Annotated in this window: 1 protein-coding gene; it reads right to left on the reverse strand. The window is 38.4% G+C overall.

The features are described from left to right. On the reverse strand, positions 1-279 hold a 279-nt coding region (locus ACWA1B_RS22555; RefSeq protein ID WP_456910837.1), incomplete at both ends, for a glycoside hydrolase family 3 C-terminal domain-containing protein.

Consider the following 279-nt stretch of genomic DNA (forward strand, 5'->3'; position numbering starts at 1 on the left):
TTCAGTTTTAAGTTTTTATAATCGAATTTAGTATAGCTCAAACCAAAACCAAACGGAAATAAAGGCGTTTTCTCCACATCCATATAATGCGACCAGAAAACATTTTTATCGCTGTCAATTGGTCGTCCCGTACTGTATTTGTTGTAATAAATTGGCACCTGACCTACATTTCTAGGGAATGACATTGGCAATTTTCCGCTCGGGTTATAATCTCCGTATAAAACCTGTGCTACAGCATTTCCGGTTTGAGTTCCTAAATGCCAGGCTTCTACAATTGCC

The organism is Flavobacterium xizangense (assembly GCF_054075145.1).